This window comes from Staphylococcus sp. GDX7P312P (genome assembly GCF_008385775.1).
Lineage (GTDB): Bacteria > Bacillota > Bacilli > Staphylococcales > Staphylococcaceae > Staphylococcus > Staphylococcus haemolyticus.
In genome coordinates this window covers 90674-106622 of sequence record NZ_VUKI01000002.1, presented here as the reverse complement: position 1 = coordinate 106622, position 15949 = coordinate 90674, and the positions used below count along the sequence as shown (strand labels likewise).

The 15949-nt window shown below is 32.0% G+C and carries 11 protein-coding genes; 3 read left to right on the top strand and 8 right to left on the bottom strand.

Annotation, left to right across the window (positions count from 1 at the left end; all coding sequences use genetic code 11):
• Positions 1-100 precede the first annotated feature (100 nt).
• Positions 101-1192 carry a prephenate dehydrogenase gene (locus F1592_RS01030; protein WP_053017720.1) on the top strand — a complete coding sequence of 364 codons (1092 nt, stop codon included), beginning with the start codon at positions 101-103 and terminating at the stop codon, positions 1190-1192.
• Positions 1193-1265: 73 nt separating this feature from the next.
• Here the strand turns inward: F1592_RS01030 and F1592_RS01025 are convergent, their stop codons facing one another.
• Positions 1266-2528, bottom strand: a complete 1263-nt coding sequence (locus tag F1592_RS01025) for a Y-family DNA polymerase (protein WP_053017722.1) — start codon at positions 2526-2528, stop codon at positions 1266-1268.
• Between the two features lie 152 nt (positions 2529-2680).
• Here F1592_RS01025 and F1592_RS01020 point away from each other — a divergent pair, with 152 nt between their 5' ends.
• A complete protein-coding gene (locus F1592_RS01020; RefSeq protein ID WP_011275837.1) occupies positions 2681-2869 on the top strand; it encodes a 2-hydroxymuconate tautomerase in 189 nt (62 codons plus the stop codon).
• 88 nt (positions 2870-2957) lie between these two features.
• On the opposite strand, the gene F1592_RS01015 is transcribed toward F1592_RS01020, so the two are convergent.
• Positions 2958-3935 (bottom strand): LCP family protein, encoded by a 978-nt coding sequence (locus tag F1592_RS01015; RefSeq protein ID WP_011275838.1) that lies wholly within the window; start codon positions 3933-3935, stop codon positions 2958-2960.
• Positions 3936-4081: 146 nt separating this feature from the next.
• On the opposite strand from F1592_RS01015, the gene msrA reads away from it, so the two are divergent.
• A complete protein-coding gene (msrA, locus tag F1592_RS01010; RefSeq protein ID WP_037537128.1) occupies positions 4082-4588 on the top strand; it encodes a peptide-methionine (S)-S-oxide reductase MsrA in 507 nt (168 codons plus the stop codon).
• 73 nt (positions 4589-4661) lie between these two features.
• On the opposite strand, the gene mprF is transcribed toward msrA, so the two are convergent.
• From mprF to parE, 6 genes are all read right to left on the bottom strand, one after another.
• Positions 4662-7184 carry a bifunctional lysylphosphatidylglycerol flippase/synthetase MprF gene (gene mprF, locus F1592_RS01005; protein WP_053017724.1) on the bottom strand — a complete coding sequence of 841 codons (2523 nt, stop codon included), beginning with the start codon at positions 7182-7184 and terminating at the stop codon, positions 4662-4664.
• Positions 7185-7425: 241 nt separating this feature from the next.
• On the bottom strand, positions 7426-8655 hold the full coding sequence (locus tag F1592_RS01000; protein ID WP_037537130.1) for an AI-2E family transporter: 1230 nt from the start codon (positions 8653-8655) through the stop codon (positions 7426-7428).
• A gap of 77 nt (positions 8656-8732) precedes the next feature.
• Complete coding sequence (gene glcT / locus F1592_RS00995; RefSeq protein ID WP_149809347.1) at positions 8733-9587, bottom strand: glucose PTS transporter transcription antiterminator GlcT; 855 nt, start codon at positions 9585-9587, stop codon at positions 8733-8735.
• 161 nt (positions 9588-9748) lie between these two features.
• Positions 9749-11206 (bottom strand): glutamine transporter AlsT, encoded by a 1458-nt coding sequence (gene alsT / locus F1592_RS00990; protein WP_011275843.1) that lies wholly within the window; start codon positions 11204-11206, stop codon positions 9749-9751.
• Between the two features lie 216 nt (positions 11207-11422).
• Positions 11423-13822, bottom strand: coding sequence for a DNA topoisomerase IV subunit A (gene parC, locus F1592_RS00985; protein WP_053017915.1), 2400 nt, complete (start codon positions 13820-13822; stop codon positions 11423-11425).
• Positions 13819-15819: a DNA topoisomerase IV subunit B gene (parE, locus tag F1592_RS00980; protein ID WP_053017914.1), complete on the bottom strand. Its 2001-nt coding sequence runs from the start codon at positions 15817-15819 to the stop codon at positions 13819-13821. The genes parC and parE overlap by 4 nt, the downstream gene beginning before the upstream one ends.
• Positions 15820-15949: the final 130 nt, after the last annotated feature.

Sequence of the window (15949 nt, the reverse complement as noted above, 5' to 3'; positions counted from 1 at the left end):
AGAACTATCACTATTAATTCATTCATTTTACTATTGTTTATCTGCACACTCTACCTTACAATGTACATATTCTGAAAATTTTGAAATAAGGTGATTCATCATGAAAAATATTTTATTTATTGGACTCGGTTTGATTGGTGGCAGTTTAGCAAGTAATTTAAAATATTATCAACCTAATCTAACAATATCAGCATTCGACGCTGATAAAGATCAACTTGAAAAAGCATTATCAATAGGAATAATTGATAATAAAATTGAAGACTATAGTGAAGGCGTAAAAAATGCAGATATCATCATTTACGCTACCCCAGTACAACAAACTGAATTATACTTAAAAGAATTACCTAATTATCAAACACAATCTCATTTAATTGTAACTGATACTGGTAGCACTAAATCCAATATTCAAAGCTATGAAAAGTTTCTCTTAAACAACAACATTCATCTTGTAGGTGGCCATCCTATGGCTGGAAGTCATAAATCTGGTGTTCTTAATTCAAAAAAGCATTTATTCGAAAACGCTTATTACATTCTCGTTTATGATGATGCACGTAATGCTGAATCGGCTAAAAAGCTACAAACATTGTTATCAACTACATCGGCAAAATTTATAACAACATCGGCACAAGAGCACGATTATGTTACTGGAGTTGTGAGTCATATTCCACATATCATCGCTTCAAGCTTAGTTCATTTGAGTGAAACAAACTCAAAAAATCATAGTCTAGTAACACAATTAGCAGCTGGTGGTTTTAGAGATGTCACACGTATAGCTAGTAGTAACGCAGATATGTGGAGAGATATTTCGTTTAGCAATCAAGAAAATATATTACACCTATTAGAAATGTTGCAACAACAGTTAGATTCAATTTCATCCCATATTCGTTTAAATGATACTAACGAAGTCCATAATTTCTTTTCAAGTGCTAAAAAATTTAGGGATCAACTGCCCGTTAAACAACAAGGTGCACTAAGTATTGCGTATGATCTCTATGTAGATATTCCAGATAAATCAGGTATGATTAGCAAAGTAACTTCTATTTTGAGTTTACATAATATTTCTATAAGTAACTTAAAGATCCTTGAAATTCGTGAAGATATTTTAGGTGCTTTGCAAATTAGCTTTAAAACTCCTGAAGATCGTGAACGAGGTATTAAGGCGCTCAGTGATTTTGAAACATACATTCTATAATAATGTCCTCCTAATACAATGAAGTGCGCTCGATTTCTTTTAAATGCTCACTTCATTGATAGGAGGATATATTTTACATTTTATGCCCTGCCATTAAGCCCAAGCGACCATGCTTTGTTCCAGCATCAGTGTAAGATATCGCTTTAGATACGATTCCCTTACCATATTTATTTTGTAAGTAATCAATGGTTTTAGCTAGCTTTTCATCTCTTCTTCTTTCATATTCGTCTATAAATAAGTTAAGCTGGCGGTCTTCCTCATTAATAAGTTGAGTCAATGATACGCTCAATGTTCGATACAGTGCATTCTTATCACACAATTGATTCGCATAATAATTGACTACTTTATAGATGTCTCGTTCTAAGTTTGTCGCATCTGTTAGTGTATATTGCTTATGAACACCACCGCCTTCTGTATAACCAAATGAAAAGTGAATTGTTCTTGCCAGTTGTTTACGTGCTCTTATTCTACTAGCAACGTCTTCAATTAATTCTTGCATTACAATTTTCGACTCCTCAAACCGATAATCTCTCATCAGTATTTGGCTTTTACATATGGATGGATTAGTAACATTATATTTTTCTCTCAATTTACTTTGATCAATACCATTAGCATGTAAATGCATATCTACCCCTAATACACCAAAATCTCTTTTAAGAAATCTGTATGGATATTGAGCTAAATCTCCAACAGTTACAATCCCTTTCTTATTGAGCTTTGCTTCTGTTTTCTTGTTAATGCCCCAAAAATCACGTAATGGCGTAATTTTCCACATCTTTTGTGGGACATCATGATATCTCCATTCTGTAATACCATTGGATGTATGTTTTGCTTCAATATCCATTGCGACCTTACTTAATAACATGTTTGATCCTATACCAATAGTGCAATATATCCCTGTTTTATCTTCTATTTCCTTTTGTAATCTTTCTGCAAATGATTGTACAGTAGAGTTAAATCGATGATAGCTATCAGTCACATCTAAAAAGAATTCATCTATACTGTATTGATGTAAATCTTCTCCCGGTACATATTTAAGCGCAATTTTAGAAATTGCTATTGAAACTTCTAAATATTTTCTCATGCTAGGATTGATAATATAAATATCATTACGATGCGGAATCTCGAATAGTCTTGACCCTGTTTTGATACCAATTTCTTTTAATTTAGGTGTGGCTGCTAAAACAACCGATCCTTGTCTTTTAGTGTCTGCAACTACTGCTAACTTTGTTTCTAGAGGATCCAATCCCTTTTGGATACATGACACACTAGCAAAAAAACTCTTTTGATCGATACATAATATGTCTCTTTCTTCCAATAAATTATAATCATACATGCCAAGATACCTCCCTTATTCATTTTTATTATATACGAACACTTGTTCTATTTCAATAAAAATAAGAACTAATGTTCTCAAATTTCTTTTGGAGTACTGTCCTAAAACATGCTATACTATGGATGAAATTACTAATTCAAGGAGGAAATAAGATGCCAATCATCAATGTTAAATTGTTAGAAGGACGCTCAGATGAACAATTAAAAAATTTAGTAACAGAAGTAACAAATGCAGTTGAAAAAACTACAGGAGCTAACAGAGAGGCAATTCATGTGATTATTGAAGAAATGCAAAAAAATCACTATGGCGTTGCAGGAGTTAGAAAATCAGACGCAGAATAAAACTTTGATTAGTTTACATAATAATATTATGGTATTTATTGAAAGCGTAAAAAAAGAGTGCACCCAATTGAGTGCACTCTTTTACGTTTTAGTTATTTAGAAATTCTTTGACAGCTTTTTTATTTTTCTCCTTATCAATCTCTAAGGCACTGCCATCGTTATTTGTATTAATATTCTGGTACGAATTATTAATTGGAACCGTAAGAGATTCTACGTTCTTATCTCCTCTTATACCGTAACTAATACCTGTTTGGAAGATAGCTGAATTTGGCATACTTGTATTAATATAGCCCCTTAATATACCAGCTACTTTAGGCAATTTTATTACTGAGCTAGGTGTAACTAACTCTTTTTTCAACGTCTGCATAACTTGTTGTTGACGTCTAACTCGCCCAAAATCTCCTTCCTCATCATGTCTAAATCTCGCATATCCAAGTAATTCTTTACCGTTTAAACGATGATGACCTTTTTTAAGAGATACGCCAATATTTTCAGACATATCTTTTTCTACGTCCATAGGAACGCCATTAGGTTCTAATTCATCAATCATCTTTTCAAAGCCCGTAAAATCAATGACTGCATAATATTCAGGATTAATACCTAAATTCTTATTTAAAGTCTTTCTAAGAAGTTCAGGTCCGCCAAGTGAATAGGCTGCATTAATTTTATAATTCTGATATCCAGGTATTTCCGCATAAATATCACGCATCACTGACATCATTTTCATTTTCTTATGAATATAATCATATTGAACTACCATGATGGAATCTGAACGCGACTTACCACCGCTAGCTTTGTCAGCACCTAACACAAGTACAGAAATCTTACCGTCATTTTTTACTGGTCCATTAAACTTATGTACTTTGATATCTTTTGCATGTTTCTCAGCGTAATTAACACCACTACGATAACCATGGACAATATAGATAATAGCTGCGATTAGCAATATCAATATAATCAAAATGATAAAAGGTAATTTACGTAGTTTTTTCTTATTCCGTCGTTTAGAAGGTGTCTGTGCGTCTGCTTGTCGTCTGTATACTGTCTTATCCTTCTCTTCTGTCATATTTACCTACCTTACGTCTAGTAAAAATCTTCAAAATTGTATATCTATGTACTATAATTATATATAATTAAATTATAGAAGTTGCTTTAAAAAATCAAGTAATTTTTAAATAAATGGTACTAAGGTCCAATGAAAGGATGGCATAAATGAATATTAATACAGCATATTTTGCTGGTGGGTGTTTCTGGTGTATGACCAAACCTTTCGATCAATTCGATGGTATAGAAACAGTAACATCTGGCTATATGGGTGGTTCAACTCACAACCCTACTTATGAAGATGTGAAAAGTGGGACCACAGGACATTATGAAACTGTAAAAATTGAATATGATGTTGCATTGTTTTCTTATAATAAATTATTAGAAGTATTTTTCTCGGTTATTGATCCCATTGATGATGGTGGCCAGTTTCAAGATAGAGGTTCACAATATAGAACAGCTATATTCTACACGAATGAGGATCAAAAAAGACTTGCTGAGCAATACGTTCACCAACTCGAGCAAACAATTCATTCAGAAAAAGCAATAGCGACTAAAATATTATCCGCTTCAACTTTTTACAAAGCAGAAGAATATCATCAAGATTTTTACAAAAAGAATCCTGAGCGTTATGCTCAAGAACAACAAGACCGAGCAAACTATAAATCCAATTAAAGTTTTAAATAATTAAAGGCACCCTTCAAAGTGATTATCACCCATTCACTTGTTGGATGCCTTTTTTTAACAATTATTTATGACGAATAACTCTCATTACTTTTAACATACTATACCATAGTGAACTATCTTTTCTATAAACCAAAAATCTTGGTTCCCAATTTGGACTATATTTTTCTTTGTACTTACGTAGTCCTTGAAAGCGATATAGACCATTGAAGTGTTCAAATACACGCCCAGCTACACGCTCTCGAGGATAAGAGTAATTTAATTGACCTACATTTGATAAAGTTGCCATACCCATGTTAAATGCTTTATAGCCTTTATCTTTACCCCAAAGTAACATATGTAGATATAGGCCATCCATTAAAGGTAAATCTAAATCAGGTAACCAACGAATTAAATCTACTGAAATAGCTTCATTATAATAAGTAGGCATTAAAGTGCAAAACGCAATGACTTTACCTTCTTCATTCTTCATTATTCCAATAGGTGCTTGTTGTAAATACTCTTCTGTAAATTGACCTACTGAAAAATGCATTTCATTACGTCCATCTAGCCATTGATCACTAACTTGTTTTAATTGAAAAATGAGATCTTTCGAAAAAGGTGGCTCTAAAATTTCAAATTGAATATTTAAATCATCAAATTTATTAAGTGTTGCTCGGAAACCACGACGTTTCTTTCCTGATGTCGTAAATTGAGTTAAATCTATAATGGCCTCTTCACCAAGTTTGAAAAACTGATTACCAAAATTATGATATAGCGGCATAAAGCGATCTGACACTTGATAGAATATAATGTCATAGCCTAACTTTTCACCGTAGTTATAAAAATCAATAAGTAAAGACTGAAACGCCTTCGTATCACCGATTGGATCTCCTAACACAACAAGAGCGTTACCTTTGTAGCGATACATTAAAAAAGCTTGTTGCGCTTCATGCATAAAGACATCTTTATCTCCACTATAGATTAAATGACTTAAATAATTGCCACCATACGTTTCAATAATTGATTTACATCTCGATAAATCTTCTAATTGGTGTGGTCTAGTGTATCTAGACCCCAATAACCATGCGACGATACCTACAAGTATGACTACTACAAGAATCGTTAACCAGAAATAATATTTCAATAAAGAAGTATCCATTTCAATGTGGTAAATATCAAGTGCATATAAAGTTTCTGAAATTATAAAATGATTAATATACAACACTAGCATACTTAAAATAATTGTAAAAATTAAACGTTTTAATCTGAATGGTCGTTTCATCACTTTAGAACGACGATAAGCGAGAACAAGTAATACAAATATTAATAAAATCCATGATAAAAGAATTAAAGATGCATAAGTATATACTGTTGCACTAAATATTAAAACAAGTGAAATCATTACAAACAAAATAGCACGTCGGCTTTGTTTAAATACCCCTCTAACATTGATAAGTAATAATAAGCAAGCACTTGTATGCACAGATAACATAATATAATATGCGAAATGATGATCATCGTATAAACCATCATAAACAATTGTAATGTTATTAATAAAGAAAACAAAACTTGTTATTAGTACTAACGTAGCTAAGGCAAATGACGGAATCTTAGCAACAATATCTTTTTGATAAGAGAATAAAAAAGATGTTACATCTCTTGCAGGTACAAAATATTTAGATTCTTCGAAGTATTTTCGCGCAGATGATCCAAACTCAAATGTAGATAAAACAAGTGCAATAATAACTGGTACAAAGTAATAAGCGAAGCGATATAATAATAACGCTAATAATACTTTTTCTTCAGGAACACCTAAAGACTTAAGACCTAATAATACAACTAAATCGAAAGCACCGAAGCCACCTGGTATGAAACTAACCAATCCAGAAAGAGCAGCAATGATGAATATACCGATAACAGTCGTGAATGCTATGTTAATATCTACAATAACTGTTGATAAATAGAGTACTGTCGCAGCTGCCAGCCACTCAAAACTTGATACTAATGTGCAATAAACACCTAAATATTTATTGTTACGATCAATAGGGTTAATCATGGTATAGGCAATAAATAAAGGTAAAAATAATGCAACAACATATAAAATCCATCGAACCCAACTTACTTTATTTATTATATGAGAAGCATCAAAGATATGTAACACGACAAGGATTGATAAAAGACTCAAACCCGTTAACATAGAAATCAGTATGATTGAAATGGCATGAACTAATTTTTTTCTATCAGTTGTATAATTTTTATAAATAAATGCTCTAAATCCAGCCCCTATAAATCCACCAAAGCCAACAATGGCATTAAGTGCATTAATGATATAGCTAATTTTAAAAACCCTAATAAGCGGTATATCCAGTTTTAACCCTTTTACTAAGATAAGATCATACAAACTTAGTAAAATCATAGCTGAACCACCGCAAATGAATAAGCCAACTAGATACCAACGATTAATTTTGCTAAATGCTTCAAGTGTTTGTTTAAAATTAATGTGTGCTAATTCATGATATAGCGTTGCAACAACTGCTATAAATAAAACTGCAGCAAAAACAAATTTGAGTATTGATAATAATCTATTCTTAAGTTCTTCAGTCATGTCATACCTCTACCTTTACCTACGATTATTTAAAAATATATCATACCTTCATTTGAATGAACATATGAATATGTATAACTCATACTAACAGTATTGTAATGTGTGTAAGATTAAATACTTTTAAAAAAAGGACGGGAATGAGACAGAATCCAAAATGAATTCATTATCTCATTCCCGCTAAGGTAACTAAAACTGAGAAAGCTAGATAAACTGGCTGTTACACTTAATACTCGTTTAAAGTTTATTCAGCTTGAGTATATTCTTTAGTTTCTTCTTTTTTAATTTCATATTCTCCTGAATCATCACCATAATAGTTGTTATAACGACGTTTAAATAATAAGAATAGGTGTGAGACTAATACTTTAAGTATTGCATAACCAGGAATACCTAAAATAACACCAACAATACCTAATAAATTACCAGCACTCAATAAGATGAAAATAATCGTTAAAGGATGAATTTTCAATGTTTTACCCATAACATTAGGTGAAATGAAATGTCCCTCAATAAATTGAACAAGCGTCCATACTACAATTAATTTCAATAACATGAATGGCGATGTAATAATCGCTATAATGATGGCTGGTGAAATAGCAATCGTTGGTCCTAGGTAAGGTACAACACTAGTAACAGCAGCTATACAAGCAAGTACAAGACCGTAATCAAGACCAATAATTGAATAGCCTATAAAGAGTAAGATACCAATACAAAATGAAACAATAATTTGACCTTGGATATATGATCCAACTTGTACACTCATTTTTTCCATTAAATCATGGTAATCTTTTCTAAATTTAGGTGGCATAATCTTCGTTGAATACTCTTTAAATTTGTGACCATCTTTTAACATGAAGAATAATACAAAAGGTGTTGTGACAAGAACTACACCTACATTAACAATAGCTTCTGCAAAACTTCTAATTTTAGTTCCAAATCCATCAAAATAACTCGAAACCATAGAAGGTATCTTATTGGAAACTGAGTCTAACCAATCTTGTATTTGAGTATAAAATGATGATAAGAAAGAAAAATGTGTGACTTGATCTATTGCGTTATTAAATTTATCTACATATTTAGGGAAGTTGTTAGCTAAACGTGTGATTTGATCTCCAATAAGCGGAATTAATAAATTAATAATTAATGTCGCTCCACCAACAATAGCTAAAAATACAATAATGATTCCTAGTAATCTTGGAATATTATATCTCTCCATCAAATTAATCACTGGATTAATAAGATAAAATAAAATAAGCGATAAAATAATTGGTGCTACAATTGTATTAAATATGATAATAAATGGTTCAAAAACATAAGAAACTTTATCAAATATAAATATTACAATACCTATGAGCACTAATGAAAGCAAAGCAAATAATAAATCTTTACCGCCTAAGAATTTCATAAAACGCGTTTCTGTAAAACTAAATTTTTTTGCGTTTTTTTCTTCAACTTGCTTATTTTCAATTGCCATGTTTTTCACCATACCTTAACTTACTATTAAAACTAAAGCTATTTTACATCATAACACAAAAAATAATTAAGTGTTCCTTAGTTATGCGATGAACTTATTTGATTTTCAAAATGATAAATATGTAAAGCAAGATACACAATTTCGGAATCATCGATAAGAATATTCAAGTGCTTTTGAATCATTTTTGAAATTTTAAAAGCAGTATTATATGCATTTGGGTAATGATTTTTAACCATATCTATAAAAACATCTTGAGCATATATATATTCTTTTTTATTAAGTCGTCGAATTAAAAATTGAATATGTCTTATAAAACGTTGATATTGAACCGTATGATTATCGATTTCATGATTTAAATCATTTTCAATAATAAGTATACTTTTACTAATCAATTTATTGATCAAAGACATCTCATGTATCGTTAAATCCTCTGTGTTTGAAGCAATGTGTAATGCAATAAATCCAATTTCATCAGGTGGGAACTTAACATCTAGTCGTTGATTCAATTTATCAATAACTTGACTTGCAATAGCATACGCACCACTATATAAATGTTTGGTTTCGATAGCAAATGGATTACTAATAATTTGATTTTGTTTTAATCTTTTATATGCAAATATAATATGATCAGTCAATGCAACAACAAGGTTTTTATCATCTGTAGTATGAGTTGTACTTGTAATAAAATTGACTGCTTCAATAATCGCTTGTAGAACATCTTCATCGGCAATTTCAACTAAAGATTTGTAATATTCTTGTTGTTGTTTTTGCTCTAATTTATAAACCTTTTCTATTGAAGCACTTTCATCTAAGGTCATTCCAGCCTTTTTATTAAAGCCAATACCTTTTCCAATGAGTATGACCTCTTGATTATTATAAGTGCATATGATGACGTTATTATTTAAAGCTTTAGAAATGGTATACTCACTCATCATAATCACCTTTCTCTGTAATATATGAATTATAAATCTATTTATTAAAAATGAAAAGATTTCTAACTTAATGTAAAAACTCCTTTCAACGTTTTGAATGAAAGTTTCAACACATTGAAAGGAGTATGAATAAATTCTATTTTAATCAATCACTAAAGCGATTATTTTTTAGGTAGTTGATTTTCTCTACCCCAAGTTTCAATACCAAATAAGTTAATTTCAAGATTCTCTGGTTTAAACACAGGTTTCATACCAGCTTTACGTTGTTTTTGGTAATCTTTCATTACAGCTATCGCTATATTTGAAAGACCAATTATAGAAATCAAGTTAACAATTGCCATTAATCCCATGAATAAATCGGCAGTACTCCATACAGTTTCAGTTTTTACTACTGATCCAACAAATACTAATAAGACAACTAAACATCTAAAAACAAACATAACTACTTTGTTTTTAGATAAGAACTCTATGTTAGATTGACCATAATAATAGTTACCAACAACAGAAGAAAATGCAAATAGCGTAATTGCGATTGTTAAGAAGATACCTCCAGCTGAACCTAAATGTTCATTTAATGCTGATTGTGTAACTTGAACACCTTGAGGTGCATTTTCTCCAAATTTTAATCCTGAATATAAAAGAATCATAATCGCTGTTGCTGTACAAACTAACATTGTATCGAAAAATACACCTAGCGATTGAATTAAACCTTGTTTAACTGGATGTGGCACTGCCGCTGTTGCTGCTGCGTTTGGCGCAGAACCCATACCAGCCTCGTTAGAGAATAGACCACGTTTAATACCTTGAAGAATCGCTGCACCTACAGCGCCTCCTGTAACTTGCTCGAAACCAAATGCACTCTTAATGATTGTGCCAATCATCGGAACAATTTGATCGATATTTAATAATAAGATAACTAAAACCATACCGATATAAATAATAGCCATGATTGGAACAATCAATGAAGATAATGTCGCGATACTGCGGACACCACCAAAGATAATTGCTGCAGTAATAACAGCTAAAATAATTCCTGTTACAACTGGACTTACGTTGTACTGTGTATTTAATGATTCTGCAATCGTATTAGATTGAACAGTATTAAATACAAATGCAAATGTTATTGTAATTAATATTGAGAATAAGATACCTAACCATTTTTGGTTCAAACCTTTAGTTATGTAATATGCGGGACCCCCTCGGAATCCACCTTCTTTGTCATGAACTTTATAAATTTGAGCTAAAGTTGCCTCCATAAATGCACTTGCAGCACCGATAAAAGCAATTACCCACATCCAAAATACTGCGCCAGGACCACCTAGTACAATTGCCGTAGCTACACCTGCAATATTACCAGTACCAACACGGGAACCAGCACTAATTGCAAATGCTTGGAATGGCGATATACCTTTTTCACCACTATTCAATGTTTCAGGTTTTTCAGTTAAAGCTCTAAACATTTCCGGCAACATACGTAATTGCACGAATTTAGAACTAATAGTAAAGAAGAACCCTACAGTTAATAGCAATCCAATTAAATATTGCGACCAAATTAAATCATTACCTACCTGAACAATTGTTTTAAACCATCCAGGTATTAAATTATCAAAATCACTCATTAAATCCCTCTCATCTACAATAAATTAATATCCTAAGATATACTACAAGAGATTTATACTGTATTGAATAAACCCAATAAAATAATACTAGTACATATTACGTTTGAGTGTTATACAACATCAATATAAATCTCTTGAAAGATTAAAATTGGTTAAAATAACAAGTTCAATTTTATCATTCTCCTTTAAAATTGAAAATATAATTTTTATAATCCATTAGTCGATTGTCATATCTAAGACGTCTCCAAACTCTTTAACATCAACAACAAATGACCCATTTGTGTATTGTTCAGATAAATGAATATCAGTGATTTGTCCTTCTTCAGAGTGACTTTCAGAATATAGAGTATACATACTTTCATCTTTAACAACATAACCTGCAACAACACGATGTGGATTTTTCTTCAACTCTTTAAGTAATGTAATACCTCTTTGTGCTCTTTTAGCTTGTTGTAAAATCTTATAGCTAATTCGTTTTACAGCACCTCTTTGAGTAGCCATTATAATTGAGCTATCACTATCTACAACATCCGTCATAATGACAAAATCTTCATCTTTTAAGTTGATAGATTTCACCCCAGATGCTCGTAATCCCGTATCAGATAGTTCTTCACTTGAATACGTCAATGACATACCTTTATGTGTTAATACATTGATGAGTTGATCTTCATTTAATCGAATGACGTTTATTAATTCATCATTATCTTTAACTTTCATAGCAACTAATGGTTTATTGTAACGAGTCGTTTTAAATAAGCTAACGTTACTTTTTTTAATCATTCCATTTCGAGTCGCTAGTACATAAAATGCGTCATCTTTAAAACTTTGTTCATTGTAAACATCAACTACAGTTTCATAATCATCTAGGGGAACAATTTGAGATACATGCTGTCCAAGTTCTTTCCATCTGATATCTGCTAATTTATGAACCGGAATGAATAAATACCTTCCTTTATTTGTAAAAACAAGTACCGTATCTTGCGTGTTAACTGTTTGATATTTGAGTAAACTGTCTCCATCTTTAAGCCCTACTTCAGTGACACCACTGGCATTGAAACTACGTGTAGATGTCCGTTTAATATATCCTTGACGTGTAATACTTAAAACAACATCTTCACTTGGAACCATAACTTCTTTATCAATTTTGATTTCTGTAATTTCCGCTTCAATTGATGATAAACGCTCAGATTTAAATCGTTTTCTAATATCAGTCAATTCACTTTTAATTACTTGTAATAATGCATCATGATTATCAAGAATATGACGATATTCTTTAATCAAATTAGCTAACTCATTATGTTCATTTTCCAATGCAACGATATCTGTATTAGTTAAACGATAAAGTTGAAGCATAACAATAGCCTCTGCTTGAGCTTCCGTAAATTCAAATTCAGCAACTAAATTGTCTTTAGCATCTTTTTTATTTTTAGAGTTACGAATTAACGTGATAACCTCATCCAATATTGATAGTGCTTTCATTAAACCTTCCACAATATGCATGCGTTTTTCAGCGTGATCTAAATCATATTTCGTACGATTTGCCACAACTTCAATTTGATGATTTAAGTAACTATCAATAATTTGGCGAATACCCATTAATTTTGGACGACCGTCACTAATTGCAACCATATTAAAGTTATAGGCAATTTGTAAATCAGAGTTTTTGAATAAATAGTTTTTTATAGCTTCTGCATTTACATCCTTTTTCAGTTCGATTGCTATTCGTAATCCAGTGCGATCAGTTTCATCACGGACTTCGATAATACCATCTACTTTTTTATCTGCTCTTAACTCATCGATTCTTTTGACTAGTGAACTTTTATTCACTTCATAAGGAATCTCAGTAACGATAAGTTGTTGACGACCATTACGAAGTGTTTCTTCATCCACTTTAGAACGTACAACAATTTTACCTTTACCAGTCTCATAAGCTTTCTTAATGCCATCCACGCCTTGAATAATACCGCCAGTAGGGAAATCTGGACCTTTTATATATTTCATTAGTTGAGTGACAGTAATATCAGGATTATCGATATATTTTAATGTTGCTTGAATTACCTCTGCTAAATTATGCGGTGGGATGTCAGTCGCATAACCTGAAGAAATCCCTGTTGAACCATTAACTAATAAATTAGGAAACCTTGCTGGTAAAACCATTGGTTCTAAAGTTGTATCATCATAGTTTGGAACAAATGCAACAGTTTCCTTGTTAATATCTCTGACAAGTTCTTCCGATAATTGGCTTAACTTCGCTTCAGTATAACGCATGGCTGCAGGAGGATCATTATCGATACTTCCGTTATTACCATGCATTTCAATTAAAACATGACGTAATTTCCAATCTTGACTTAAGCGCACCATTGCATCATATACTGATGAGTCGCCATGAGGATGATATTGACCAATAACGTCACCGACTGTCTTCGCACTCTTACGGAAATTCTTATCATACGTATTCCCACTACTATGCATTGCGAAAAGAATTCTTCGTTGTACTGGCTTCAAGCCATCACGAACATCCGGTAATGCACGTTCTTGAATAATATATTTACTATATCTTCCAAAACGATCGCCTATCACATCTTCAAGTGATAAATCTTGAATTATCTCACTCAATTTGTTTCCTCCTCAGTATATTCTTCAGTTTCTAGTACTTGTACTTCAGTATTATCTAATATACTCTGATCTTCTTGCATGCCAAATTCAACGTGACTTTCAATCCATTCACGACGTGGCGCAACTTTATCACCCATTAAAGTTGTAACTCGTTTAGATGAACGCATTTCATCTTCAATTTGAACACGAATTAATGTTCTAGTTTCAGGATTCATAGTTGTTTCCCATAACTGTTCAGGGTTCATTTCACCTAGACCTTTATAACGTTGCAACATAAATCCTTTTCCTAATTTCTTCTGAAGTTTTTCAAGTTCATCATCAGTCCATGCATATTCAACTTGCTTAGATTTACCTTTTCCCTTTTCCAATTTATATAATGGCGGTAATGCGATAAATACTCTTCCAGCTTGTACAAGCGGTTTCATATACTTAAAGAAGAAGGTTAATAGTAATACTTGAATATGCGCACCATCTGTGTCGGCATCAGTCATGATAATAATTCTATTATAATTACTGTCTTCTATTTTAAAGTCGTTTCCAACACCAGCACCAATTGTATGAATGATAGTATTAATTTCTTCATTTTTAAAAATATCTTCAAGTCTTGCTTTTTCAGTATTAATAACTTTACCTCTTAAAGGTAAAATCGCTTGGAATTTTCTATCTCTTCCAAGTTTAGCTGAACCGCCTGCTGAGTCACCTTCGACTAGATATAATTCATTTTTCTCAGTATTTTTACTTTGAGCAGGTGTTAACTTTCCTGATAATAAAGTGTCTTTACGTTTATTCTTCTTACCTGAACGTGCATCTTCACGTGCTTTACGCGCAGCTTCCCTAGCTTGTTGTGCTTTAATTGCTTTCTTTACTAGAGATTTAGAAAGTTGACCTTTTTCTTCTAAATAATATGGCAATTTATCAGAAACTACTGAATCAACAGCACTACGAGCTTCTGAAGTACCCAATTTAGATTTAGTTTGCCCTTCAAATTGTAACAATTCTTCAGGTATGCGAACTGATATAACTGCTGTTAAACCTTCACGGATATCATTACCGTCTAAATTTTTGTCTTTTTCTTTCAATTCATTGATTCTTCTTGCGTAATCGTTGAACACACGTGTCATTGCAGTTTTAAATCCTACTTCATGTGTTCCGCCGTCTTTGGTACGTACGTTATTTACGAAGCTTAATATACTCTCTGAATATTGATCATTATATTGAAAAGCGACATCTACTTCTATACCATTTGAAGCACCTGTAAACATAGTTACGTCGTGAAGAACCTCTTTGCCTTCATTTACATAACTAACAAACTCTTTAATCCCCTCTTCGTAAAGATAAACATCTTCACGTTCTTTGCCATTACGTAAATCTTTCAATGTTATTTTAAGATTCTTTAATAGGAAGGCAGATTCTTGTAACCTCTCACTTAAGGTTTCAAAATTAAATGTAGTTGTAGCTTTAAATATTTCGGGATCTGGTTTAAATGTAACTTTAGTTCCTGTTTTTTTTGTTTTACCTGATTTAACTAATCCAGATGCTGGCACTCCACCATTTTTAAAGCTTTGCTTGTAAATATTCCCGTCTCTATGTATTTCTACTTCTAACCATTCGCTTAATGCGTTAACTACAGATGCACCAACCCCATGCAATCCACCTGATGTTTTATATCCGCCTTGGCCGAATTTACCACCGGCGTGCAATACCGTGAATATAACTTCTACAGTAGGTTTACCTGATGCATGCATTCCTGAAGGCATACCACGACCATTATCTTCAATAGAAATACTATTATCTTGATTTATTGTTACATTTATTTCATTACCATATCCGTTTAAAACTTCATCTACGGAGTTATCTACTACTTCATACACTAAATGATGTAGTCCTCGTTTATCAGTAGATCCTATATACATACCTGGACGCTTTCTTACAGCTTCCAATCCCTCTAATACTTGAATAGAATCATCTGAGTAATGATTTGAATTTTTTGTTGCCAATGCGTTCGCCTCCTACAAACGTACGTTCGTTTTAAAAACTATACAATAGTTATTCTTATATAAATTGGTCTAAATTGCAAGCGTGAGTTAAAAACTAATCTATTTAAAGTTCCTGTTAAGAACAAATTTT

Excerpts from the sequence above, each read along its gene's own strand:
- F1592_RS01030 (WP_053017720.1), top strand. The coding sequence starts at position 101 with ATGAAAAATATTTTATTTATTGGACTCGGTTTGATTGGTGGCAGTTTA.
- F1592_RS01025 (WP_053017722.1), bottom strand. The coding sequence starts at position 2,528 with ATGTATGATTATAATTTATTGGAAGAAAGAGACATATTATGTATCGAT.
- F1592_RS01020 (WP_011275837.1), top strand. The coding sequence starts at position 2,681 with ATGCCAATCATCAATGTTAAATTGTTAGAAGGACGCTCAGATGAACAA.
- F1592_RS01015 (WP_011275838.1), bottom strand. The coding sequence starts at position 3,935 with ATGACAGAAGAGAAGGATAAGACAGTATACAGACGACAAGCAGACGCA.
- msrA (WP_037537128.1), top strand. The coding sequence starts at position 4,082 with ATGAATATTAATACAGCATATTTTGCTGGTGGGTGTTTCTGGTGTATG.
- mprF (WP_053017724.1), bottom strand. The coding sequence starts at position 7,184 with ATGACTGAAGAACTTAAGAATAGATTATTATCAATACTCAAATTTGTT.
- F1592_RS01000 (WP_037537130.1), bottom strand. The coding sequence starts at position 8,655 with ATGGCAATTGAAAATAAGCAAGTTGAAGAAAAAAACGCAAAAAAATTT.
- glcT (WP_149809347.1), bottom strand. The coding sequence starts at position 9,587 with ATGAGTGAGTATACCATTTCTAAAGCTTTAAATAATAACGTCATCATA.
- alsT (WP_011275843.1), bottom strand. The coding sequence starts at position 11,206 with ATGAGTGATTTTGATAATTTAATACCTGGATGGTTTAAAACAATTGTT.